19 protein-coding genes and 1 pseudogene are annotated in these 21,827 nt (G+C 62.1%); 3 read left to right on the top strand and 17 right to left on the bottom strand.

Annotated elements, in window-relative coordinates; genetic code table 11:
• Positions 1 to 64: 64 nt before the first annotated feature.
• The 4 genes from RSO01_RS23805 to RSO01_RS23790 all read right to left on the bottom strand — a co-directional run bounded on the left by RSO01_RS23805 (position 65) and on the right by RSO01_RS23790 (position 4,853).
• Positions 65 to 571 carry a YkgB family protein gene (locus RSO01_RS23805; protein ID WP_147152063.1) on the bottom strand — a complete coding sequence of 169 codons (507 nt, stop codon included), beginning with the start codon at positions 569 to 571 and terminating at the stop codon, positions 65 to 67.
• Positions 572 to 1,477: 906 nt separating this feature from the next.
• Positions 1,478 to 2,410, bottom strand: a complete 933-nt coding sequence (gene hemH, locus RSO01_RS23800) for a ferrochelatase (protein WP_170303308.1) — start codon at positions 2,408 to 2,410, stop codon at positions 1,478 to 1,480.
• Positions 2,407 to 3,450, bottom strand: coding sequence for a uroporphyrinogen decarboxylase (gene hemE, locus RSO01_RS23795; RefSeq protein ID WP_147152060.1), 1,044 nt, complete (start codon positions 3,448 to 3,450; stop codon positions 2,407 to 2,409). Before hemE ends, hemH begins: the two co-directional genes overlap by 4 nt.
• A gap of 128 nt (positions 3,451 to 3,578) precedes the next feature.
• Entirely contained in the window at positions 3,579 to 4,853 is a 1,275-nt protein-coding gene (locus RSO01_RS23790) for a DUF3095 domain-containing protein (RefSeq protein WP_147152057.1), read from the bottom strand.
• 271 nt (positions 4,854 to 5,124) lie between these two features.
• On the opposite strand from RSO01_RS23790, the gene RSO01_RS23785 reads away from it, so the two are divergent.
• The 3 genes from RSO01_RS23785 to RSO01_RS23775 all read left to right on the top strand — a co-directional run bounded on the left by RSO01_RS23785 (position 5,125) and on the right by RSO01_RS23775 (position 7,511).
• The gene (locus RSO01_RS23785) at positions 5,125 to 5,643 is read left to right on the top strand and encodes a ferritin-like domain-containing protein (RefSeq protein WP_170303307.1); all 519 of its coding nucleotides are present in this window, start codon (positions 5,125 to 5,127) and stop codon (positions 5,641 to 5,643) included.
• A 356-nt stretch (positions 5,644 to 5,999) separates the two neighbouring features.
• Entirely contained in the window at positions 6,000 to 6,488 is a 489-nt protein-coding gene (locus RSO01_RS49960; protein ID WP_373867939.1) for an OsmC family protein, read from the top strand.
• Between the two features lie 483 nt (positions 6,489 to 6,971).
• The gene (locus RSO01_RS23775) at positions 6,972 to 7,511 is read left to right on the top strand and encodes an OsmC family protein (RefSeq protein ID WP_170303306.1); all 540 of its coding nucleotides are present in this window, start codon (positions 6,972 to 6,974) and stop codon (positions 7,509 to 7,511) included.
• A 193-nt stretch (positions 7,512 to 7,704) separates the two neighbouring features.
• Here the strand turns inward: RSO01_RS23775 and RSO01_RS23770 are convergent, their stop codons facing one another.
• The 13 genes and pseudogenes from RSO01_RS23770 to RSO01_RS23715 form a co-directional block, all read right to left on the bottom strand.
• A complete protein-coding gene (locus tag RSO01_RS23770) occupies positions 7,705 to 8,190 on the bottom strand; it encodes an efflux RND transporter permease subunit (protein ID WP_147152047.1) in 486 nt (161 codons plus the stop codon).
• Positions 8,191 to 8,280: 90 nt separating this feature from the next.
• On the bottom strand, positions 8,281 to 9,876 hold the full coding sequence (locus RSO01_RS23765; protein WP_147152045.1) for a GMC family oxidoreductase: 1,596 nt from the start codon (positions 9,874 to 9,876) through the stop codon (positions 8,281 to 8,283).
• Between the two features lie 156 nt (positions 9,877 to 10,032).
• Positions 10,033 to 10,290, bottom strand: coding sequence for a CocE/NonD family hydrolase (locus RSO01_RS49030; RefSeq protein ID WP_281291496.1), 258 nt, complete (start codon positions 10,288 to 10,290; stop codon positions 10,033 to 10,035).
• Positions 10,172 to 10,417: a CocE/NonD family hydrolase gene (locus RSO01_RS49520; RefSeq protein WP_281291495.1), complete on the bottom strand. Its 246-nt coding sequence runs from the start codon at positions 10,415 to 10,417 to the stop codon at positions 10,172 to 10,174. Before RSO01_RS49520 ends, RSO01_RS49030 begins: the two co-directional genes overlap by 119 nt.
• A 238-nt stretch (positions 10,418 to 10,655) precedes the next feature.
• Positions 10,656 to 13,823, bottom strand: coding sequence for an efflux RND transporter permease subunit (locus tag RSO01_RS23750; protein WP_147152039.1), 3,168 nt, complete (start codon positions 13,821 to 13,823; stop codon positions 10,656 to 10,658).
• Between the two features lie 15 nt (positions 13,824 to 13,838).
• Positions 13,839 to 14,888 (bottom strand): efflux RND transporter periplasmic adaptor subunit, encoded by a 1,050-nt coding sequence (locus RSO01_RS23745; protein WP_218037440.1) that lies wholly within the window; start codon positions 14,886 to 14,888, stop codon positions 13,839 to 13,841.
• 161 nt (positions 14,889 to 15,049) lie between these two features.
• Positions 15,050 to 15,802, bottom strand: a complete 753-nt coding sequence (locus RSO01_RS23740) for a DJ-1/PfpI family protein (RefSeq protein WP_218037439.1) — start codon at positions 15,800 to 15,802, stop codon at positions 15,050 to 15,052.
• A gap of 185 nt (positions 15,803 to 15,987) precedes the next feature.
• Positions 15,988 to 16,104, bottom strand: a pseudogene (locus RSO01_RS49955) (peptide-methionine (S)-S-oxide reductase); the annotation flags it as partial.
• Between the two features lie 96 nt (positions 16,105 to 16,200).
• On the bottom strand, positions 16,201 to 18,399 hold the full coding sequence (locus tag RSO01_RS23730; protein ID WP_147152030.1) for a xanthine dehydrogenase family protein molybdopterin-binding subunit: 2,199 nt from the start codon (positions 18,397 to 18,399) through the stop codon (positions 16,201 to 16,203).
• A 4-nt stretch (positions 18,400 to 18,403) separates the two neighbouring features.
• Positions 18,404 to 18,859, bottom strand: a complete 456-nt coding sequence (locus RSO01_RS23725; protein WP_147152029.1) for a (2Fe-2S)-binding protein — start codon at positions 18,857 to 18,859, stop codon at positions 18,404 to 18,406.
• Between the two features lie 84 nt (positions 18,860 to 18,943).
• The gene (locus tag RSO01_RS49515; RefSeq protein WP_281291493.1) at positions 18,944 to 19,072 is read right to left on the bottom strand and encodes a hypothetical protein; all 129 of its coding nucleotides are present in this window, start codon (positions 19,070 to 19,072) and stop codon (positions 18,944 to 18,946) included.
• Between the two features lie 404 nt (positions 19,073 to 19,476).
• The gene (locus RSO01_RS23720; RefSeq protein ID WP_147152138.1) at positions 19,477 to 20,394 is read right to left on the bottom strand and encodes an NADP-dependent oxidoreductase; all 918 of its coding nucleotides are present in this window, start codon (positions 20,392 to 20,394) and stop codon (positions 19,477 to 19,479) included.
• A 184-nt stretch (positions 20,395 to 20,578) separates the two neighbouring features.
• Entirely contained in the window at positions 20,579 to 21,496 is a 918-nt protein-coding gene (locus RSO01_RS23715) for an NADP-dependent oxidoreductase (RefSeq protein WP_147152026.1), read from the bottom strand.
• Positions 21,497 to 21,827 lie beyond the last annotated feature (331 nt).

The following is a 21,827-nucleotide window of genomic DNA, read 5'->3' as shown; positions in this document are numbered from 1 at the left end:
GCGGTCGCTTCGTGGCGAGATGCTCGCCGTCGCAGATGCGATCGGTAAACCAGGGATTTCCATCTCATGACTTCCGAACGTTGAGCCACGGGCCCCGTATGGACGCAAAGAGGAGACACAGCGATGCAGCCAACAAAACAAGGTCCTTGAGAAGGAACTGCCCCGGTGCTGCCGAGATCGCCGGAAATCCGCCCGCCGCCGCTTCTGCTACACCAAGCGTGCTCAGGAAGAACGTCAGCGTGATAAGATAGGTCGCGGCAGACATCGCCGCTCCTAGTACGGAAAAAGTGGGCCGAAAGGCCCCGAGAATGAGAGCCGCTGCGGTCGACAGCTCAATAATGCCTATAACGTAACTTGCCCCTTGAGTTCCGAATAGGGCGTGCAACCAGCTTACAATCGGACTGTGTTCGATAAACGGGGCGATGCCAGCTGCTTCGTACGCAGTGAACTTCATTGCGCCAAACCAAAGAAAAATAACAACCAGAGCCCATCTAAGCAGGGCTAGGAAATAGAGGGAGCCAGCGCCCTTTTCGGCGATCTGAAGACGGCCCTGGTTTCTAACACTGGTCATTGCAGTCACTTTTGAGTTTTATGTGTTCTGCCCCAAAAACAGTCTCGTCGATCTGCCGGGCGATTCAGGAAAGTCGTAGACCTCAATCGGACAATCGACACGGCGGCGCTCATCGCAAAACGGCAGGCGGTAAGTGCAGAGAGCGCGTCTTCTTCGGGCAGCACGTCTGCGATCGTTCCGGTGTCGCATTCCAATGCGGCCCAATCTTCAGGCCCACTCGGCTGAGCAGTAATGAAAATTCGACGTGCCGAAGTGCGAGTATCCGACAAAGAGCACACCAGCATGGATTATGTCCGCCCGGCAAAGAGATGCCCCGACGGAGAGGAAAAAAGTTAGCTTCTAAGTCGTGCAGCATTTAGGACCGCGCATCCACACCAGTATGAATAGGAGCTGCCGCGGACTCGCCAGCGGTCTCCTGTTGGGGATAGACCTCAAGATCCACCGGCAAGCGCAGCACCCGAAGGGCCGATGACCTCAAAGCTCTCAAGGAGAGGATATGTCACGGCGGCGCTCCGGGATTCCCGAAAGCGTGCCCAATGGTCGCTATGATGTGGCTGCTCAAGGCCTACCGGCCAGTAGGGAGACCCAGGCCTCAGGACCCAACCTGAGCTCCGCGAGCGTATCGAACGCCTGGGATGCTAGTTGGGCGCTCCTGCTGAAGCAGGTGGGTTTCCACGTCCTTGAAACATTCTCGGCGCCGATTACGGGCCGAGATGGGACGGACAAGTTCATCCAAGGCCGGTCGGACTTCGAGGAAGCCGTCAAGCGTCTCGTCGCGTCGATCCGATGGCCTGTGTGCCCCCTACCCTCGGACATAGCCCGGGTTCGGGCGATCGTGAAGGCAGTGGCGTCCACGCCGGCCAACGTCCTCGTTGGCCGGCTTGGACGCGCATGGCCTTCAGGATTTCATAGAGCATCGCGCACCAGCCTCGCGAGACCCGCGATGAACATTGGATGCGTGCCGACCGTGGGCACGCGGATGTAGCTCGGAACGCCAACCTTGTCGGCGAGATGGCGGTATTCGATGTCGAGCTCGACCAGGGTCTCGGAATGCTCCGACACGAAGGATAGCGGATAGAGCACGACCGCCTTCTTGTCGGCGCCGGCACGCGCGATCTCGGCGTCGGTCGAGGGGCCGATCCACTTCAACGGACCGACGCGGCTTTGATAGCAGACCGACCAGTCGAGATCGCCGACAGCATCAGCGATGGCCTCGGCCGTCTGCTCGACCTGGCTTTGATAGGGATCGCCCGCCTTGATCACCCGCTCGGGCAGGCCATGCGCCGAGAACAGCACGCGGTGAGGGACGCTGCCGACCTGGGCGAGGCCTTCCTTCAGCAGGGCCACGGACGCGGCGATGAATCCCGGTTCGGTCGGATAGTCCTTCACGATCTTGGCCGGCACCTTGAACTTTGCGATGTCGTTCCAGGCCTTGAAGGACGATTCGGTCGTCGCGGTCGAGTATTGCGGATAGAGCGGCAGCAGCACGATGCGGTCGGGCTTGAAGCGCTCGACCGAGCGCACGACGGCCTCGGTCATGGGATGCCAGTAGCGCATGCAGACATAGCCGCGCCATTCGTGCTCGGTACCCAGCGCCTCTTCGAGCGCGCGCGCCTGCGCCTCGGTCTGACCGAGAATAGGCGAGGAACCGCCGATCTTGTCGTAGATCGCCCGCGCTGTCGGCGCACGCCGGCGAGCTAAAAAGCTCGCCAATGGTCCGCGGATGAAACCGGGGACGCGCAGGATCGCCGGATCGCCGAAAAGGTTGCGCAGAAAGGGCTGAACGGCTTCCAGCGAATCGGGCCCGCCGAGATTGAACAGGATGATCGCGATCTTCACGACGCAGATGGCTTCCAGTTGCGCACGACCTCGACCAGTTGCGCGACATGCTCGGGCGGCGTTTGCGGCACGACGCCGTGGCCTAGATTGAACACGAAAGGACCGTGCCCGAGCTTGTCGAGGATGCGGGTGGCCTCGCGCTCCAGCGCCGCACCACCGGCGACCAGCATCAATGGATCGAGATTGCCCTGCAGGCAGATATGCGGCTGCAGCTCGCGCGCCGCCCAATGGGCGCCGATGCCGGTATCGATCGACAGGGCGGCAAAGGCATCGCTGCGGCGATACATCAGGGTCGCCGGACCCACAGCGCGTGGAAAGGCAATGATCGGCGTCTTGGGATGGCGCGCGTGCACGGCATGGGCGATGCGGACCATCGGCTCGAGCGACCAGCTGAAGAGCTGCTCTTCCGGCAACACCCCGGCCCAGGAATCGAAGAGCTGCACCGCATCAGCGCCGGCCTCGATCTGGTTGACGAGGTGATCGACCACCGCATCGACCAGAAGATCGATCAGCAGGCCGAAGGAATCGGGATGGCGATAGGCCCAGCCCTTCACCTTGGCGAAGTCGCGGCTGCCGCTACCCTCGATCATGTAGCAGGCGAGGGTGAAGGGCGCGCCGGCGAACCCCAGCAGCGCCGTCTCGCGCGGCAGCTCGGCACGAGTCCGGCGGATCGCCTCATAGACCGGCGCCAGCTTCTCAGGCAGCCGCGCCCGGGTGAGCTTGCCGAAGTCGGCGGGGTCGGTCAGCGCCTCGAGCTTGGGACCTTCACCTTCCTCGAACCACACCTTCTGGCCAAGCGCGTCGGGCACCACCAGGATATCGGAGAAGATGATGGCGGCATCGAGCCCGAAGCGGCGCACCGGCTGCAGGGTGACCTCGACTGCCTTGTCCGGCGTGTAGCAGAAATCGAGGAACGAGCGCGTCGTCGCCCGGACGGCGCGATACTCCGGCAGGTAGCGCCCGGCCTGGCGCATCAGCCAGATCGGCGGCGTACGAAAGCGCGTCCCGGCCAGGGTCTTCAGGAACTTGCCCTCGCTCAAGCTCTCATCCTCATGCCTTCCCTCTTACTCTTTCATAGTAGGTAGTAGGAGACGCGACACCACGCGCTGCGAAGCCTATGACGACGCCACTCATCCGCACGGACTCAGCGAGCCTACCCGAAGCACTCCTAGACGGAGCGTCTGATCGGTCTGACATGTGCAGCCAAAGCACGAGCTCCTCGTGTAACGCAGCTGCTTGCAATATTTCGCTTCAAGTTGGCCGCAGCGAAGGCGTAGCCCCCGGAAGCACCATCAATGAAGTGCACGTGGTTGGCTTGCGTGGGTGATGGCACAAAACACGTAAGATTTGCGGCCAGCTGTCGATGCGTTCCGAAAAAGCACGCGCCTTGTCGCTGAGCCTCTTCCAAGCGTGCGTCTATGACGTCGGCGAGTTCAGATGAGCAGTCCACTGTCATGCGCAGGCCGTCATCGAACTTTCGGAAGTCTGTATTCTCCACAAGTTCTCGCCAGAACCGAGCTTCATCAGAGCCTCCAATAGGAAAGCCCAGCAAGGTGCGCACTCGCGCCACGATGGCGCGCAGGCAATTAGCTGCCCGAAACGCAAAGGGCATCTTTCGGCTGCCCGTCCTTATTGCATGATCAAGATGGTCGCCGGTCCATGCGGGCAGCGGGCCTTCGGCAGGCAATGGACGTAGGCCGGGATCATCTGAACGGAGCATCCGCAGGACCTCCTGTATGAGTTCTACGAACGAAGTCGGATCATCGCGCGGAACGACGATAAGAGACAAGATGACGCCGTGCTTGGTACTGATCGGCGCAAACTGGCACGAAAGACCTGTGAGATCCGCTGTTACTCCCATGGGCGCGCGTGGGACGGTGTAGCTGCCTTGCTTGAGTTTGCGCTCGGCCCAGGCAAGTCCTCCGCCGGCAAACATCGCGTAGGTGACATTCGAAGAGGGTGCGAAACGGGCTACCAGGACGTCCAAGTGCTGAGCACGAATGTCCGCAATAGGAATGACCGCAGCCCGCAACGTAAGACCCAATGCGTCTTCAGCCCAAGCGGCGGTCTTTGCCAACGTGTCCTTGATAATGGACGAGTAGGCGCCAGGTGCGGCGAAGCTCGCGCCATCGCCCCCGAACATGAACGGAAACTCGAGGTCGGGTAGTGCATTGCTGACGGCAGCAAGAACCGCTGCGCCGGCCGTATTCACCTCGCGGTACCGTCCTTGTTCAATAGCCTCGGTTGAGTGGCTGACGTCCGTAACGGCGATGATCCAGTCACTAGGCAGAGGGCGGTATCGATCTCGCCGCACGACGTCATCAAAAGAGTCGAAGGGCACAAGCGCCTGATAGAAGCGGTCGTCGTTGGCTGCCGGGTCAACCTTTGTGTGGAAAAGACCGACTTCGAAGGCTGGCTCTGATCCATCCACCATCACGTGCATTCCCTTCAGAGTGGGGCCATCACCTCAGCGACACGCAAGCATCGACCATGATGTAGGTCGCGCCGCCCATCGGCGCTATGCCACTGCGCCCAAATAGCTATGCGCTTCCGCTCAATAGCCATCCCCCCGGACGACTGGATGCACAATTCGGATTCGCAGTTGGTGCGGCACCGCTACGTTCCACTGGCGATGGACTGGTGAAGCAGTAACCCAAACCACTCGAGGGTGAACAAGCACAGCAACTGAACGCCGAGCCATCGAAACTATGCAGGTGCGGAAGGCCGCACCTGCCCTGCCAGAAAAGGAGGTTGTTTTGGCTATCACGGGAAAAGCACACGACATTTCGCAGGATGTTGAAGTCATCCAGAGTGCGCTCGCCGGTGAGCATGCTGGGATCGCGGCGTATCGGATTGCGGGCGGCAGCGGCCTTCTTGTCCCTGACACCCTGAAAGTCGCCCTGCTCTTCAAAAGCCATCACGAAGGTCATCGCGACGCGTTGGCAAAGCTCATCGGCAACATCGGCGCGACGCCGGTCGCGCCGAAGAGCGATGACGACTATGTCTCTCAGCTGAAACTCGGCGCGCTCAAGTCGCAGGCCGACGTTCTTTCTCTGGCGACAACGCTCGAACGGGGCGCCGCCAGCGGCTATATCAGCCAGATATCGAGCATCCGGGATTCCGGACTATCCCAACTTTTTGCTCAGATTTCGGCCGATGAGATGATGCACTGGACCACGCTAAACGGTGTGATTGGCGGATCATTGCCAGCCGAACCCTTCCAGTTCGGTTGATCCGTAGCGCCTGTGGACCTGGGCTCGCGTTCCGAGCCCCGGTCCAAAGGCACTAGATCCGCAATGGCTGAAAAGCGCTGTGATTAGAAAACCGCAGCGCACGAGAGATCACCGAAGGACTATTGGCTTGTGCGTCCTCGCGGACGCAGGAACATTTTCCCGCTCGGTCGAGTTGACGGCGGCGACAGCCTCGTCATCCGGCGACGACATACGCTCCCCTGCCCTCTCTGAAGATCTTCAATCCGTGTCCAAAATTCCACCGGCACACAGCTTCACTTGCGGGCGACCGTGCATTTGACTTCGATAGGGGCCTGCTCCCGCCGACAACGAGGCATGCCGTGTCAGATCCATCCGAGATGCACAAAACAGTGGTACTTTGCGAAACGCAGAACGGGCCGTTTCAAGTCGAGATCAGAAGCGGAGGGGTATCCTTCCTCTCAGACCAGGCGCCAGCGGTTGGAGGTCGGGGTGGCGGTCCAGATCCGTACGATCTGCTTTGTGGTGCCCTGGGTGCCTGCACATCGATGACTGTCCGGTTTTTCGCTAATCAGCGGACCTGGAGACTTTCGCGAGTCCGAGTGGCTGTTAAGTACCTCGGAAAGAATGGCGCCAATCAGGTATGCTTTGAACGCATTCTCGCCCTCGACGGTGATCTCACTGAAGATCAACGGAGCCAGTTGCTTGCCATAGCAGAGGGTTGCCCAGTCCATGTTGCGCTGACTGGCGGTTGCACCATCGCAACCTCGTTTGGTGACATTGGGAACGCCGAGGAGGAAGCGCGCTCGGTCCAGAACGACCATTTCATAGCCATGCAAGCGCGTTTACGCACTTCGGGCTCGGAATAGTGACGTTCATCGCTAACGCCGCCCGGCCGGTTCGCCAGCACTAACACGGAGACATCGAGGCGACGGCTAACAGATGGCGGCTGCGCGAACGCATCGATGCTGGAATTCTCCGCGGCATGTCCGCGTTGCCGTGCCAATCTCAACGCTCGTGTTGACTATAGCGGAGGGCCGCAAGGTCGGGGCCGAGTCCGACCTGAACAACAATACGATCTCTCGGTTCGGCGGGTCGCTGAGGACTGCGCTCATGAGCATCATACTTGCTGGCTGCGGCCTTCCTGGCATCAGGATCTGACACTGCGATGGTTGCTGGCGCGCTGTTCTAATGTTTGGCGACGGTCGGTGCCGTATATGTCCGCGCCAACGAGGCCGGAAGTCCACTTTAGGTGTCCCTGCATCCACCAGACACCAGCGTGACTCGCATTGAGAGACAACGCTTGCTAAATCGCACCCGAGCCACTTATCAGGCTGTTCGGGAGCATGCCCATGTCCTCAAATTTGTCAGCTGCTGCTATCGCCGGCGACTACATGCTGGTGTCGGAAACAGGGATTGAACGCATGCAGTTGTTGGGGCAGGTCCCTGGTTCTGCGTTCTTGATCGGTGGTTCACGGAGAACTGAAAACGGGACATCGGGTCCCACTCCGTACGAACTACTAAGCGCTTCGCTGGCCGCTTGCACCGCGATGACCATTCGCGTGTATGCAGATCGCAAGAAGTTTCCGCTCGAGCGGGTTCAGGTCGCTGTGGCCTACAAAAGAGGATCCTGGGATCAGGGGTCGCTGGAAGGGCGTGACCGGTATGACCGAGTGCTTTTTCTCTCCGGTCCACTCGACGATGAACAGCGTGGACGAATTCTGCTCATGGCTGATCAGTGCCCTGTCGGCAAGACACTCGGGAGGGGCGCCGACATCGCCACAACGTTGAGCCCAGTCGGGAACCAAAACGGTTCGCCGGCCGCGACCGAGTACCTGAACGATCTAGAGGCCGTCGCAGCCATCGAAGATCCGTGGGTGGGACCGCCTTGAAAGCGGATGCGCTCCCTCGACATCAAGTATCGACTTACGGAATCTGGCACTGAAAGCAGGCGCAACGTTGGCGGCCCAAAGTTCGCGCCAGCCCACAAGAAACGGCCGACCATCGATACGTGGTGAGTGTGCGTCTTCTCCCCTTGGCGGAACCCGCCCAAGGGGGTGTCGCCGTCTTGCGGCGACGAAGGGGTCAGAAGCGCGAATGGTCCTTTCGAATAACCCTTCGGCCCGCCTTGTGGGCACCTCCCCCGAGCGGAATCCACTCAGAGGGGAAAATTGGGCCGCGCGCGGAACGCGCCGGCGGCGCTGCGGCCAGTCGGTGAGGTCGCGCATGGTGGCGTAGAACGTTGGGGGTGAAGATCAGGCCGAAGCCGGGCACGCCCGGCAAGCCAAAGAACAACGTGGTGCCGAGCGACTGGCGCATCTCTAAGCCCGCGACGACCGCGATGCCGAGCGGTACCACGCCCAGATGAAAGCAAACGAGGTCGTGATGTCCTGGAACGTCGTCACCACGCCGATCGGCAATATGCGCCGGCGGCGTTGCGGCGTCTTCCAGCGGGGTCGTACAGGGTCTGCCGGAATTGGCCTCCGGCCTGGCCGTGACCTGGTAAGTGCGGCCGAATTGGTTGAAGTCATTGACGTAGGCCGAGGCGAGATCGACCTCGAGCGCGTCCAACACGTTGTCGGCGGGAACGCCCTCCGCCCCGCCGGCGGACACGGGCGGGAGACCGCTGCCGGCGCCGTCGTCGACTTACGCCAGGGCTCCTTAAGTCCGCTTCAGATCCTCGACCAGCATCGCCGTGGCGTGGCGCGCGAGGGCCTGGGTCGGGGCGTTGGTATTGCCGCTAGTGATGTTCGGCATGATCGAGGCGTCGATCACTCGGAGGCTGTCGACCCCGCGAACCCTGAGCCGTGCGTCAACCACCGCTCGTGCATCCTGGCCCATCCGGCACGTGCCGACCGGGTGCCACATCGTCGTCACGGCGCGCTTCGCATACTCGGCAATCTCCGCGTCCGACTGGATGTGCGGGCCAGGATCGATCTCTTCCTCGATCACCGGCGCCAGCGACTCCTGGGCCATAACCTCGCGGATCGCGCGCACCGATTCCACCACGGCCCTCAAATCTTCCTCCTCGCCGATGAAGTTCGGGTTGATGAGGGGCATCGACGTCGGGTTGCTGTCAGCCAACCGCACCCAACCGAGGCTCTTGGGCTGAAGCACTACGAGCTCGAAGGTGATGCCGGAGCGGTCGCCCGTCGGGCTGTGTTCCTGGTTCGAGATGATAGGAGTGTGATAGCATTGGATCGTGGGCTCGGCGGTGAAGTCGGACGGATTCCAGTGGGAAACCGTTTCAATGCCGTTGCCCGACGGCGGGCCATCTTTGGTAACGAGATAGCGCAGGCCCGCCTTGACAGTGCCGAGGCCATGCGCGGCCGCCTGATAGCCGAGATTGCCCTTTACATAGGCACGGACCGGTACCATCGGGTGGTCCTGGAGATTTTCGCCCACCTCCGGAGAATCGACGATCACTGCGATGCCGTGCTGGCGCATCTGCTCAGCCGGCCCAATGCCCGAGTGCATGAGAATCGTCGGACTATGGACGGACCCGGCCGACAGCACGACCTCGCCGGCCATGATTGACTCGAGGCCCTTGTCGCTCAGTTCAACGCCGACAGCCCGTTTGTTTTTGATAAGAATGCGAACGACGGCCTTCCCCGTGAGAAGGGTTACGCGGCCCGACGCCAGGTGCGGACGCAGATAAGCATCGGCCGCACTGCACCGGCGCTGATTTCCAACCGTGGACTGCACGGGCGAGACGCCGATCTGGCTCTTGCCGTTATAGTCGGGATTGAAGGGGACGCCATATTCCTGGAAGGCCTTCAGGCAGTATTGGTTCAGCTTGTTGATGCCCTTAGGCAACTGGACCGCCAGGCCACCATTGATGCCGTGATATTCGTCGTGGAAGGTGTCGTTGTCTTCTTGCGCCATGAAGACGGGCAGGAGGTCTTCATACGACCATTTGCCGGTGTCGCCGACCGCGTCCTGCCAGGCAGCGTAGTCGCGCCTCTGACCACGGACGTAGGTCATCGCATTGATCGAGGAGCCGCCGCCGAGCACCTTGTCGGAGCGATAAGCTCGCTTGGTGCCGTGCTGGGGAACCGTCTCGTATCTCCAGACATGCCGGTCGTGCACCAGCATTTTGGCGAAGCCGGCAGGAATGTGGATGAACGGATCGCGATCCATCTCGCCCGCTTCGATCAGCGCGATCGACGCATCGGTGTGTTCGGCGATGTAACTCGCAACAACGCAGCCGGCTGTGCCCGCGCCAACAATGACAATGTCGTAGGTTTCGTGGGACATCAGTGTCTTTCGCTTTCGCGCCTCTTGTATCGTTCAATCAGCACCTGTAGCTGGCGCAGCGCCTTCGGTGTCTGGTCCTGAAATTGGACCATGCTTTTGAAGAACGACCTTGCAATGCGGGCGAGGGAAATCATCGGTCGTCGATAGAGCACAACGTCACAATCGCCTTAAGGACCGGAGGTCGCTGTGCCGCAACGTGCAGCCCAATGAAGCCGCCCACGAGAATCCCGTCATGCCCGCGCGACCTGTGCACCAAGGTTGATCAACGACCCTGGCGATCACCTCGAGCGCGTCGTCATGCTCCTGCTTCGCGTATTTGTCTTCCAGCAGTCCTCTCAGAGTCACTACGTCCTCGGATATCAACTGGAACACGGACGTACCCACTACCAGCAAGATAGGGATATGTGCGTGCATCTCGCTCGTGCATTCGGGGTCTCTTGCGATAAGGGAGGTATTCCACGACCGCCGGGACTGGGCGAACATCGGTATCCACTGGAAACCAGATTCGAACGTCTAGCTTCGTTCCGCCCTTCAACGGCATGACGCCCCGTTCGAGAATTGAAGTCGACTTTGGAAGGTCTATTCTGATCACAATACCGCTTCCGGGAAGACAGCATCGGCTTGGTGACTGATGCTATCACCAGGGCCTACGCCAATCGTCCCTTGTTGGTGACCTGCAGTCCACGCGGCTTGAAAGGGACGCATCTGCGCACCGCATCGCAATGGCGCTCTATTGTCGCGCGGTGGCAGTCCTGCTGCTCGGGGCTGCGCTTGAGGTCTCACGCGGTCGAGGTCGGGCGCTTCGGCACTCGGCGGCGCTGCGGCCAGTCGACGAGGTTGCGCACGGTGACGTAAAACACTGGGGTGAAGATCAGGCCGAAGCCAGTCACGCCCAGCATGCCGAAGAACACCGTGGTGCCGAGCGACTGGCGCATCTCCGATCCGGCGCCGACCGCGATGGCGAGCGGCACGACGCCCAGGATGAAGGCGAACGAGGTCATCAGGATCGGCCGCAGGCGCGTGCGGGCGGCCTGGACCGCGGCCTCGATGCGGCTCGTACCCTCGGCCTCGGCCTGGCGCGCGAACTCGACGATCAGGATCGCGTTCTTGGCGGCAAGCCCGATCAGCACAACGAAGCCGACCTGCGCCAGGATGTTCACTTCCATGCCGCGCAACAACAGGCCGCTCACGCCCGCTAGCAGGCACATCGGCACGATCAGGATGACGGCAAGCGGCAGAGACCAGCTCTCGTACTGCGCGGCCAGCACCAGAAAGACGAACACCACGGAAGCGGCGAAGACCAAGAGACCGGTGTTGCCTACCAGCTTCTCCTGGTAGGCAAGCTCGGTCCATTGGAAGCCAAAACCGTCCGGCAGGTGCTCGGCGGCGAGCTTCTCCATGGCGGCAAGGGCATAGCCAGTCGAATAGCCGGGCAGGGTATTGCCCTGCAGCTCCGCCGCCGGATAGAGATTGTAGCGCGGCACTCGATAGGGACCCGTGATGTCCTGGAACGTCGTCACCGCGCCGATCGGCACCATGCGGCCGGCGGCGCTGCGCGTCTTCCAGTTGGTGATGTCGTTGATGGTCTGCCGGAACTGGCCTTCGGCCTGGGCGGTGACCTGGTAGGTGCGCCCGAGATAGTTGAAGTCATTGACGTAGACCGAGCCAAGATACACCTCGAGCGCGTCGAACACGTTGTCGGCGGGAACGCCCAGCATCTCGGCCTTCACGCGGTCGATGTCGGCGTAGAGCTTGGGCGTGCGCGTATTGAACAGCGAGAACACACCGACCAGGCCGGGCGTCTGGTTGGCGGCGGTAACCAGCTCCTGGGTGGCCGCCTCGAGCGCCTGCAGACCGCGCCCGCGCTTGTCCTGCACCATCATCTTGAAGCCGCCCGCGGTGCCGATGCCGCGCACCGGGGGAGGCGGAATGACGATGATCAAGGCCTCCTCGAGCGCGCCGAGGCGCTTGCGCAGATCGGCTAGAATGTGGTCGGCGGAAAGCCCCTTAGCGACGCGGTCGGGGAACGGCGCCAGGGCGGCGAAGATGGCGCCGGCGTTCGGCGCCGACGTGAAGGTGGCGCCGTCGAAGCCGGCAAAGGGCACGGCATGCGCGACACCCTTGGTTTCGAAGATGACCTTGGCCGCCTTGCGCACCAGCGCATCGGTTCGCTGTAGCGAGGCACCGGGCGGGAGCTGGATCACCGTGATGAGGTAGCCCTGGTCCTGAGCCGGAATGAAGCCGGTGGGTGCCCGCGTGAACTGCCAGCCGGCGAGCGCGATCAGCCCGGCATAGGCGGCGAGGAAGATGGCGCTACGGCGCACGAATGCGGCGGTCCATCGGCCGTAGCCGGCGGACAGCTTGTCGAAGCCGATGTTGAAGCCGCGGAAGAAGGTGCCGACCGTGCGCGTGACAAAGGACTGGGCGCCGGCATGCTCGCTGTGCGGCTTGAACAACAGGGCGCAGAGCGCGGGGCTCAGGGTAAGCGAGACGATGCAGGAGAATACCGTCGCCGACGCGATGGTCACGGCGAACTGCCGGAAGAACTGGCCGGAGATGCCGGCAATGAAGGCTGCGGGAATGAATACCGCCGAGAGCACCAGGGCGATGGCGATCAGCGCGCCGCCCACCTCGTCCATCGTCGCATGCGAGGCCTCGCGCGGCGACATGCCGGCACGAATGTTGCGCTCAACGTTCTCAACCACGACGATCGCATCGTCGACCACGATGCCGATGGCCAGCACCAGGCCGAACAGCGAGAGATTGTTCAGCGAGAAGCCGGCCGCCGCCATCACGGCCATCGTGCCGATCAGCGACACCGGGATCGCCACGATCGGGATCAGCGAGGCGCGCCAAGTCTGCAGGAAGACGATCACTACGACGACGACGAGAATGACGGCCTCGAACATCGTCTTGTAGACCTCGTGCACCGACTCGGCGATGAACTCCGTCGGATTGTAGACGATGTCATATTTCAGCCCGGCCGGGAACGACGCCGAAAGCTCCTCCATCGCCGCCTTGATGCGGCCTGCGGTGGCGAGCGCATTCGAGCCGGGCCGCTGGAAGATCAGCATCGGCACCGCTTCCCGCTCATCGAGGTAGGCGTTAGAGTTGTAGTCCCGCGCGCCCAGCTCGACCCGGCCGATATCACGGATGCGGGTCACGCGGCCGTCCGGGTCGTTTCGGACGACGATGTCGGAGAATTGCCGGACGTCGGCCAGCCTGCCCAGGGTTTCGACATTGACCGAAAAGGCGTGGCTCTGAGGCACCGGCGGCTGATTGAGCACGCCGGATGCGACCTGTACGTTCTGGGCCCTGAGCGCGGCCACGACCTCGCCGGCGGTGAGGTTACGCGCCGCGACTTTCTCCGGATCGAGCCAGATACGCATCGAATAGTCGCGCGCACCAAACATCTGCACGTCGCCGACGCCGTCGAGGCGCGCCAGCACGTCCTTGACCTGCAGGGTCACATAGTTCGAGATATAGAGTTGGTCGCGGGACCCGTCCGGCGAACTGAGATGAACCACCATCATCAGGTCCGGCGAATTCTTGCGCACCGTGATCCCGAGGCGCCGCACCTCTTCGGGCAGCCTCGGCTCGGCCACGGCGACGCGGTTCTGCACCAGCACCTGGGCGACGTCGAGGTTGGTGCCGAGCGCGAAGGTCACGGTGAGCGACAGCTTGCCGTCACTGGTCGCCTGCGAAGACATGTAGAGCATGTTCTCGACGCCGTTGATCTCCTGTTCGAGTGGCGTGGCGACAGTTTCGCTCACCACCTGTGCCGAGGCGCCGGGATAGCTCGCACTGATCGCGATGGTCGGTGGTGCGATCTCGGGATACTGCGCGACGGGCAGCGAGAAGTACGAGATGCCGCCGACCAGGGTGATGAAGATCGACACGACCATCGCGAAGATCGGCCGGTCGATGAAGAAGTGCGTCAGCTTCATGGTGCGCCGCCAGGCTCAGTCGGTCTCGGGCTCAACTTCGATGGTGCCGGGATGCGGCGCGACCTTCGCGTTCGGCCGCGCCCGCGCCAAGCCGTTGATGATGATCTTGTCGGTCGGCGACAGGCCGGAGCGGACGATGCGCAGCCCCTCCTGACTCGGTCCCGGCCGTATGATCTTGGACACGACGACGTTGTCGTCATTGACGGTGAGCACGATCTTCCGCGACTGGTCGGTGACGATGGCGGCGTCGGGTATCAGGATGGCCCGGTAGGGTTCGGAGCCCGGGACGCGAATGCGGCCGAACTGCCCCGCCGTCAGCAAAAGATCGGGGTTGGGGAAGACGGCGCGGGCGCGGATCGTGCCCGCGGCGCGATCGACCTGGTTCTCGACGAAGCTCAGGTGCCCGTCGTGCGGCCAGCCCTTCTCGTCGCTGAGATGGAGGGAGACGCCGACCGAACTGTCGCGCGTCGACCGCATCCTGCCCCTGGCCGTGGCGCGCTCAAAGGCGAGGTAGTCCGCTTCGCTCATGTCGAAATAGAAGTAGATCGGGTCGAGCGAGACGATCGTGGTCAGCAGGCCGGCCGACCCGCTCTCGCCGCCGCTGATCAGGTTGCCGATGCTGACCTGATGGCGACTAATGCGCCCGGTGATCGGCGCCGTGATGCGCGTGAACTCTACGTTGAGCTCAGCCGAACGGATGGCGGCCTTGGCGTTTTCAACCGCGGCGGTGGCGACCTTCAGATCGGAGACCCGCTGGTCGTAGCTGCTGGCCGGCTCGTAATCGCGCCGGCGCAGCTCGGCCGAGCGCTTGAGCTGGATGTTCGCCAGGTCGACCTGCGCCTCGGCCCGGCTGAGCTGGGCGCGCATCGAGGCGAGCGCGGCCTCATAGGGCCTGGGATCGATCACGAACAGGAGGTCGCCCTTGTTGACGATCTGCCCGTCTTGGAAGTGGATTTCCGTCAGGTAACCGCTCACACGTGCCCTGACCTCGACATAGTCGACCGCGGCGAACTGCCCGGTGAATTGCTGCCACTCGACGATTTCCTTTTGCAGCGGCGCGCTCACGGTCACGGAAGGTGGAGGCGGTGCGGACTGCGCGAGCGCCGGACCGACTGGGCTAACGACAAGCGCACCCATGGCAAGCGCCAGACAGGCCGAGCGACGGGGAAGCCGGGATGCTGGCGGCCCTGGGCAAGTTCCATGAGAGCGGGCACGATGACGGCTGATCACCGTTTTGTCCTCCTGGTACGTATCAACAATGTGAGACCCGCAACGAACGTACCGGACAGGAAGGCAGCCGCAGCGATGCCGAAGGCAAGTTTCCAGTGCAGCCGCGGCGGCAGGACAGCATTGGCGACACGTTTGAACTGAAGATCATTGGCAACTTCCGCGGCGAATTCGCCGCTCGTCAGCTTCGCAAGCAAGGCGATCGCGGCTTCGTATGAGACGACGCTGCCATTGGACGTCAGGACGCCGTCATCAATGACGATGTTGATGTCGTGTTGCACAAGCACGTTCGGGTACTTCTTTTGAAACGATGCTTCGCCACCTGCCCAGGTCGTTGCCCGTTTTCCGTTGAGAACGCCCGCTTGGGCCAATACCAACGCGCCCGAACAATTGCTCGCCATCCAGTGAGCCGTTTTTGCCTGATCCCGTATAAAGTCGATGAGCGCCCGGTTGCCGAGAACGGCGTCCATGCCGTAGCGGCTGGGCACGATGACCGCGTCATAGCGGGGCGCTGCAGCGAGAAGCCTGTCGGCCTTCAGCTTGATGCCTTCCTCGGTAAGGATATCGAGATCCCCGTCCGCGGCAACGGCCTCGACATTGATTTTGTGCAGCCAGGGTTTCCTGGCGGCGTTCCCGAAGACTTCAAGCGGAGCAATGATATCGCTGGTCAGCACCCCGTCATAGACGATCACAGCGACATCAATGGAGTTGTCGCCGGCCTTCGCGGGCGCGGCGGCGAAGATCAGTGCCACTATCGCCGGACAACAAAAGCAGGCGCCAGTCCGTCTCATGCCGCCGCTCCGACGGCAATAAGTTCAAATCCGCTTACGCCGCACCAGCCGAGATAGGGTTCTCGCAGTTTTGGCGTATCGACATAGTCAAAAGGTTCGTCGCTTGCGCTGAGACCAGGTGGGAAGTCCGGACATGGTGATTTGTACGATGCAGGGTTCTCTCCAGCATGGCCGGCGCGAGTTGAGACAACGCCGGGAAGCTTGCGGATCATGTCCTGCATCCCCCAAAAGCATCCCACAGTGAATACTGCGCGCTGATGCATGTTAAACCTCCTCAACCTGATCGAGATATTCGGCGTAGCCCTCGCGCCGGACAGAATTCTCCACCGCGGGTATTGGGGGCATTGCTGCGACGATCCTTACTTCAGCGAGTCAGTATCGAACGGCAGGCTGCGCAGGCGCCTGCCGGTTGCGGCAAAGATCGCATTGGCCACCGCGGCACTGACGATGGACGTTGAAGCTTCACCGATACCGCCTGGCGCTTCGATGCTCTCAATCAAGTGCGTTTCCACCGCCGGCACCTCGTCGATACGCATCGGCAGATAACTGTCGAAGTTGCTCTGCTCGACGCGTCCATCCTTGAAGGTGATCGAGCCATGGAGCGCAGCAGTCAGCCCGAAAAGCGTTCCACCTTGAACCTGCGCTTCGATCGTATCGGGATTGACGTACATGCCGCAATCAATCGCACAGACGATCCGCTTGACTTTGACAGAGCCATCGGACGCCACTTCGACTTCGGCGACCTGCGACGTGTAACTTCCGTATGCGAATTGTACCGAAATCCCGCGGCCATGCCGCGCGGGAAGTGGTGATCCCCACCCAGCTTTTTCCGCAGCAAGCGAAAGAACAGCAAGCACTCGCGGATTATGGCCAAGCAATCCCTTGCGATAAGCGACGGGGTCCTGCTTCGCGGCATGCGCGAGCTCATCTAGGAAGCTTTCGACCACAAAAACATTGTGAGTCGGTCCGACACCGCGCCACCAGGACGTCCGGACGCCAGGGGGCTCGACCCGGACAAAGTCGACGTGGATATTGGGCAGCGCATAGGGCGGCTCGGCCGCCGCTTCTACGGCATCGGGGTCCAATCCGTCCTTGACGTAAGGGGGATAATAGCGAGCCATGACTGAGGAGCCGGCGATCCGATGCGTCCAAGCAACCGGCTTGCCGGCCGCATCAAGTCCAGCCGACAGCCGATCGAGATAGTACGGCCGATACATATCGTGCTGGATGTCTTCCTCGCGGCTCCAGATCACCTTCACCGGACCATCGACGTGCTTGGCGATCTTGACGGCCAGCACCGTGCCATCGGCTTCCAGCCTTCGGCCGAAACCACCGCCAATCAGATGATTGTGAATCTTGATTGCATCCTTTGGCAGGCCGGTGAGTTCGGCCACCTGAGACTGTGTGATCGTAGGCGCCTGTGTCCCGACCCAAATGTCGCAACGATCCTTCTGCAGATGAACGGTACAGTTCATCGGCTCCATCGCCGCATGGGCCAGGAAAGGCACCTGATAGATGGCCTCAACCCGTTGCGTTGCCTCCGCAAGTGCCTTCCCCACATCACCCACGTTACGGGCAACAGCGCCCGGCTTTTTGGATTCCTCTTCCAATTGCTTGACGATATCGGCGTTGCTGACCTTGACGTTCGGCCCGTGGTCCCACGTGATGGCGGCGGCCTGGAGCCCCTTATTCGCCGCACCCATGTGATCGGCTACAACTGCAACAGCTTCATCGATATTCACCACCTGCCGGACGCCCTTCACTGCCAGCGCCGCCTTCTCGTCCACCGTTTTCGCCTTGCCACCGAGCACGGGCGAAATAGCAACTGCTGCGACCTTCATATCCGGCAATCGCGTATCGATGCCGTAGAGCGCGCGCCCATCGACCTTTATTGCTGAATCCACGCGCTTGGCACGCGTGCCGATCAGGTTAAAATCCTTCCGATCCTTCAATTTGACGTTCGCCGTGGGCGGCATAGGCAATTTCGCTGCGGCCTTGGCAAGTGCACCGTAGGTCAGATGCTTCGAGCCTGACGCATCGAACACGACGCCGTCCTTGGCGCGGCAAGTCGCTGGATCGACATTCCAGCGCTTTGCGGCTGCCGCAATCAGCAGATGACGACCCACTGCCCCTGCCTGACGCAGCGGTGTCCAGAAGGCGCGGACAGAGGCGGAACCACCTGTATTTTGAATGCCTATGATCGAATTGACGTAAAGCGCATGATTTGCTGGCGCATGCTGAACCTGAATCTGGTCAAGGTTCACTTCCAGTTCTTCAGCGAGAAGCATCGAGAGCGACGTGTAAACCCCCTGTCCCATCTCGATCATCGGAATGACCAGGATGACGGCGCCGGTTGGATTGATCCGTATAAATCCGTTCGGCGCGAAAGTACCTGTGACCTCGTTTTCGACCACCCGCGAAGCAGGCGCCGCGAAGACGGACTCCGTGCTTGCACCGGTCAGCGCAAAACCAAGCAGCAAACCTGTGCCTCGAAGAAAGGCGCGCCGCGACATCGCTGCTTCATCGACAATCTGCTCTTTCAGAACAAGCTCATCCATGATTTCAAACTCCTGCAGCGTGCTTGATCGCCGCGCGGATGCGCTGATAGGTGCCGCATCGGCAGACATTGCCCGACATGGCGGCGTCGATATCGTCATCCGTCGGCTTGGGCGTGTACTTTAGCAGCGCCGCCGCCGACATGATCTGGCCGGACTGGCAGTAGCCGCACTGCACCACCTCCAGCTCCAGCCACGCTTTCTGCAAGGCTGCGCCCTGCGGCGTCTGGGCGATCGCCTCGATAGTTGTGATCTCGCTCTCGCCGACGCTGTCGACGGTAGTGATGCAGGACCGCGTCATCGCGCCGTCAACATGCACGGTGCAAGCCCCGCATAGCGCCTGGCCGCAGCCGAACTTGGTTCCGGTCATACCGAGCACGTCGCGCAGCACCCACAACAGCGGGGTGTCGCCATCAACATCGACCTCATGGGGTGTGCCGTTGATCTTTAGGGTGAAAGCCATGGCCGCCTCTTGTGGCTGGGGGCTGATAGAAAGCAGCCCGCCGACCTGGACAGCGTCGGCCTGCTGCAGCGGATGGAAGTGGGTTCAAACCTCATCGCGGGCGCGGAATAGCGCCGCGTCGATGTGGGGGTTGATCCGCTCGCTGATGTCCCGAGCGCGCGGGTCGTTGGCGTCCTTCAGGGCGCCGTGGTTGAAGTCCAGGCTGAAGGTCATCGTTGCACCATGTTGAGGAGCGTCCCGGCTACGAAGCAAAACGATCCGATTAGGTACAGCCAGTTGCTCATGCTGCCTCTCGATGTTTGGCGTGCTCCAGGACAAGGGCTTGGATCGGGCTCTGGTTGAACTTGAAGGTGATTCGGCACATGGCCTCGTAGAGGCTCATCTGGTTGGTCATGGTGATTCCGTTGGTTGTGGTGATTCCTATGCGTGAAGGGATAGGTTGAAGTACAAGAGCGTTTTCGCTCTCTTTGCTGGAAATGCTGCAGGGATGGAGCCCGTTCGACATCTCATGCCAGGCGCCACGGGTAATCTCCCAGCTTGCCCCCGGTGGGTCTGATAGGACGCAGCCGGCCGATCTGGACGCCGGCCGGCCGCGTGCATCGATGGGCGGGCGTCGCTCACGGACGAACGCGGATGATCGTCTTCCCCTTGCGTCGCTCGGTCCGGTTGAGGGCGGCCACGGCGTCGTCGAGGGTCGCAATGTTGCCGATGTTCGTCCGCAGTCGCTCGTCCCGCACCCGCTGGACGATCTCACCCAGTTGGGCACGATCGGACTCGACAACGAAGTCGACCGCGAGGCCGTCGGCGAGGCGCGCCTCGGCTGGCCCGACGATGGACACCAGCGTTCCCCCGGGTCGAATCAGGCCCGCGGACCGCTTCTGGATGCCACCGCCGATGACGTCGAAGACCAGATCGACTTCGCCGACGTCTTCGAGGGTGTCGTTGTCGAGGTCGACGAACTCCTGCGCGCCGAAGTCGAGCGCCTTCTGACGGTCGGCGGCGCGTCCGGTGCCGATGACGTAGGCGCCGAACTCACGCGCGAGCTGCGTCACCATCGTCCCGACTGCGCCGGCCGCGCCGTGCACGAGGACGCTCTGCCCCGCCCGAAGACGGCCGTGCTCGAACAGTCCCTGCCACGCGGTAAGGCCCGAGATCGGCAGACTGGCGCCCACCGTGAAGTCGACGTTGCCCGGCAGTGGCGCGAGGTTGCGTGCCTCGATCGCCACATACTCGGCCAGGGTGCCGTCGCGATACCAGTCCGCGAGGCCGAACACCCGCTGTCCCACTGACAGCCCCGTCGTGCCGTAGCCGAGAGCGGTGACCACTCCGGCCAGTTCGTGGCCGGGGATCGACGGTGTTCGGTCACGGTCGCGGCGGTCGGTCCAGGTCGAGGGCCACGTCAGCTCAGTGGGGACGAATCCTGACGCATGAATCTGGACGACGACGTCGTTTATCGCTGCCTGCGGCTCGGGCCGCTCCACAAGCTTCATCCCGGCCATTCCCGCAGCCTGGTCCGTCACAACGATCGCCTTCATGAGAATTTTCTCCTCGGTCATTTGTCTCTTTGCTGGAAATGTTGCAGCGTTGGAACGCCCGTTCGAAATCTCGTGCCAGGGGCCACGGGTAATCTCCCAGCTTGCCCCCGGTGGGTCTGATAGGACGCAGCCGGCCGATCTGGACAGCGCCGGCCGGCCGCGTGCATCGATGGGCGCGTGTCGCTCACGGACGAACGCGGATGATCGTCTTCCCCTTGATCCGCTTCGTCCGGTTGAAGGCGGCGACGGCCTCGTCGAGGGTCGCGACGTTGCCGATGTTCGTCCGCAGTCGCTCGTCCCGCACCCGCTGGACGATCTCACTCAGTTGGGCACGATCGGACACGAGAACAAAGTCGATCGCCAGGCCGTCGGCGGGCCGCGCCTCGGTCGGCCCGGCGATGGTCACCAGCGTTCCTCCGGGTCGGATCAGGCTCGCGGACCGCTTCGCGATGTCGCCGCCGATGACGTCGAACACCAGATCGACTTCGCCGACGTCCTCGAGGACGTCGTTCTCGAGGTCGACGAACTCCTGCGCGCCGAAGTCGAGCGCCTTCTGACGGTCGGCAGCGCGTCCGGTGCCGATGACGTAGGCGCCGGCCTCACGTGCGAGCTGGGTTACAATCGACCCGACTGCGCCGGCCGCGCCGTGCACGAGGACGCTCTGCCCCGCCTGAAGGTGGCCGTGCTCGAACAGTCCCTGCCACGCAGTCAGGCCCGGCATCGCCACGCTCGCGCCCACCGTGAAGTCGACGTCGCCCGGCAGCGGCGCGAGGTTGCGTGCCTCGACGGCCACATACTCCGCCAGGGTGCCGCCGCGATACGAGTCTGAGAGGCCGAACACCCGCTGTCCCACCGACAGTCCCGTCGTGCCATAGCCGAGGGCGGTAACCACTCCGGCCACCTCCTGCCCGGGAATAACCGGCGTCCGGTTACGGCCGAGGCGATCGGTCCAGGTCGAGGGCCACGTCAGCTCATCCCAGGTGAATCCCGACGCATGAACCTGAACGACGACGTCGTTTATCGCTGCCTGCGGCTCGGGCTGCTCCACCAGCTTCATCCCGGCCATTCCCGCAGCCTGGTCCGTTACCACGATCGCCTTCATGATAATTGTCTCCTCGATCATTTGTCTCTTTGGTGGAAATGTCGCAGCGTTGGAAAGCCCGTTCGACATCTCATGCCAGGGGCCATGGGTAGCTTCCGAAAGCGAAGGCGCAACAGCGCCTTGCCAGTGGTCGACGTGACCTCGCTTCCCGAACTGTTCGGTGCAGGGCAGCGGCTTGACCAGTGACACATCATCGACGCCACACCCCGCTTATCGGTTCAGGGGCGGATAGCCGTGAGTGTAGATCCAGTCTGACGTTCGCGCCGGCACGTGACAGGACAGACAGTCCGCCGTGTAGTCGGTAGATGTAGTCTTCTGGGGATTAGTTGCG

The sequence above is a fragment of the Reyranella soli genome (genome assembly GCF_007992495.1).
In the GTDB taxonomy this organism is placed as follows: domain Bacteria; phylum Pseudomonadota; class Alphaproteobacteria; order Reyranellales; family Reyranellaceae; genus Reyranella; species Reyranella soli.
The sequence above is the reverse complement of the archived record's forward strand: the minus strand, read 5'-3'. Positions and strand labels throughout refer to the sequence as shown.

What these genes read in the sequence shown, in the direction of transcription:
- RSO01_RS23805 (WP_147152063.1), bottom strand. Translation starts at nt 571, where the DNA reads ATGACCAGTGTTAGAAACCAGGGCCGTCTTCAGATCGCCGAAAAGGGC.
- RSO01_RS23790 (WP_147152057.1), bottom strand. Translation starts at nt 4,853, where the DNA reads ATGCACGTGATGGTGGATGGATCAGAGCCAGCCTTCGAAGTCGGTCTT.
- RSO01_RS49960 (WP_373867939.1), top strand. Translation starts at nt 6,000, where the DNA reads ATGCACAAAACAGTGGTACTTTGCGAAACGCAGAACGGGCCGTTTCAA.
- RSO01_RS23775 (WP_170303306.1), top strand. Translation starts at nt 6,972, where the DNA reads ATGTCCTCAAATTTGTCAGCTGCTGCTATCGCCGGCGACTACATGCTG.
- RSO01_RS23765 (WP_147152045.1), bottom strand. Translation starts at nt 9,876, where the DNA reads ATGTCCCACGAAACCTACGACATTGTCATTGTTGGCGCGGGCACAGCC.
- RSO01_RS49030 (WP_281291496.1), bottom strand. Translation starts at nt 10,290, where the DNA reads ATGCACGCACATATCCCTATCTTGCTGGTAGTGGGTACGTCCGTGTTC.
- RSO01_RS49520 (WP_281291495.1), bottom strand. Translation starts at nt 10,417, where the DNA reads ATGCCGTTGAAGGGCGGAACGAAGCTAGACGTTCGAATCTGGTTTCCA.
- RSO01_RS23750 (WP_147152039.1), bottom strand. Translation starts at nt 13,823, where the DNA reads ATGAAGCTGACGCACTTCTTCATCGACCGGCCGATCTTCGCGATGGTC.
- RSO01_RS23730 (WP_147152030.1), bottom strand. Translation starts at nt 18,399, where the DNA reads ATGGATGAGCTTGTTCTGAAAGAGCAGATTGTCGATGAAGCAGCGATG.
- RSO01_RS23725 (WP_147152029.1), bottom strand. Translation starts at nt 18,859, where the DNA reads ATGGCTTTCACCCTAAAGATCAACGGCACACCCCATGAGGTCGATGTT.
- RSO01_RS49515 (WP_281291493.1), bottom strand. Translation starts at nt 19,072, where the DNA reads ATGACCTTCAGCCTGGACTTCAACCACGGCGCCCTGAAGGACGCCAAC.
- RSO01_RS23720 (WP_147152138.1), bottom strand. Translation starts at nt 20,394, where the DNA reads ATGAAGGCGATCGTTGTGACGGACCAGGCTGCGGGAATGGCCGGGATG.
- RSO01_RS23715 (WP_147152026.1), bottom strand. Translation starts at nt 21,496, where the DNA reads ATGAAGGCGATCGTGGTAACGGACCAGGCTGCGGGAATGGCCGGGATG.